Here is a 909-nt window from a genome sequence, read left to right as displayed (position 1 = left end):
TATAGCTGGCCCGAACCCAGGCGTACGCCTTACGGCAGCTCGACGCCATCGCCGACAAACTCGAGACGACCAGCGTCGGCGACCTCGCCAAGGCATGCAAGGAAGCCGAGATCAAGGTTCAGGAGTGGCTCGCCGTGCTGGCCCGTTGCTTCCAGCTCCAGGACGCGGTCGCCGTGCTGGAACTCGACCGGGTGCTGGACTCGTCTCCGGAAGAGCTGGAGGAGCATCGTGTCGCCATCCGGATAGCCCGGCGGAACCGCTTGGAGCTCATCGCCGGAAGCACCGAGCACCTGATGTCCCGGATGGACGCGGCCGCAGGCACGGCCAATGCGAAGGTACTGCTGAACCCGACCACATCCCGCGCCGTGGTGCATTCGACCAACTACGTCGGGACCATCATTGTCGACTTCCACGGACGGCTCGGCATCGAAACTGATCGGCAGTCTCGGGATGCCAGGCGATGGCTGGACGCGGCTGCGGACATACGGGACAGAGTCCTTGAAACGGGCGCCGGGCTACGCCACAAGGTTCTCGACACCGGCACCGAGGTGAGAGACAAGGTGCTGGAGACTGGCGCGGAGGGCGTAGGAGCCGCCGGTCGTTTCGGCATGAAGGCGTTCGGCCGGGCCAGATCGATGATGAGCAAGGCGTCCGGCGAGAGCGCCGAACGAGCGCAGCATCAGCTCGGGAGTGAGAAGGAATCCTGACCGAGCGTCCGCACCGTCCGATGCCCTCCTCCCGGTAACCGGCCGCCTGCACGGTGAACAACTCGGCGTAGCGGCCCCGGCCGCCACCAGCGAGCCGTGCGTGCCCGGCTCCACCAGCACCCCCTCGTGCAGGACGTAGACGTGGTCGGCGTGCCGGACGTTGGCGAGCCGGTGGGTGATCACGATCGTGATGGCGCGGCCG

Annotated in this window: 1 protein-coding gene; it reads left to right on the top strand. The window is 66.8% G+C overall.

Translation table 11 applies throughout. The features are described from left to right. The first annotated feature begins 134 nt into the window (after positions 1-134). The gene (locus Asi03nite_RS37495) at positions 135-707 is read left to right on the top strand and encodes a hypothetical protein (protein WP_203685258.1); all 573 of its coding nucleotides are present in this window, start codon (positions 135-137) and stop codon (positions 705-707) included. Positions 708-909: the final 202 nt, after the last annotated feature.

This window comes from Actinoplanes siamensis (assembly GCF_016862395.1).
Classification (GTDB): Bacteria; Actinomycetota; Actinomycetes; order Mycobacteriales; family Micromonosporaceae; genus Actinoplanes; species Actinoplanes siamensis.
Note: the sequence above shows the minus strand (reverse complement) of the source record. Positions and strands in the feature narration are given on the sequence as shown.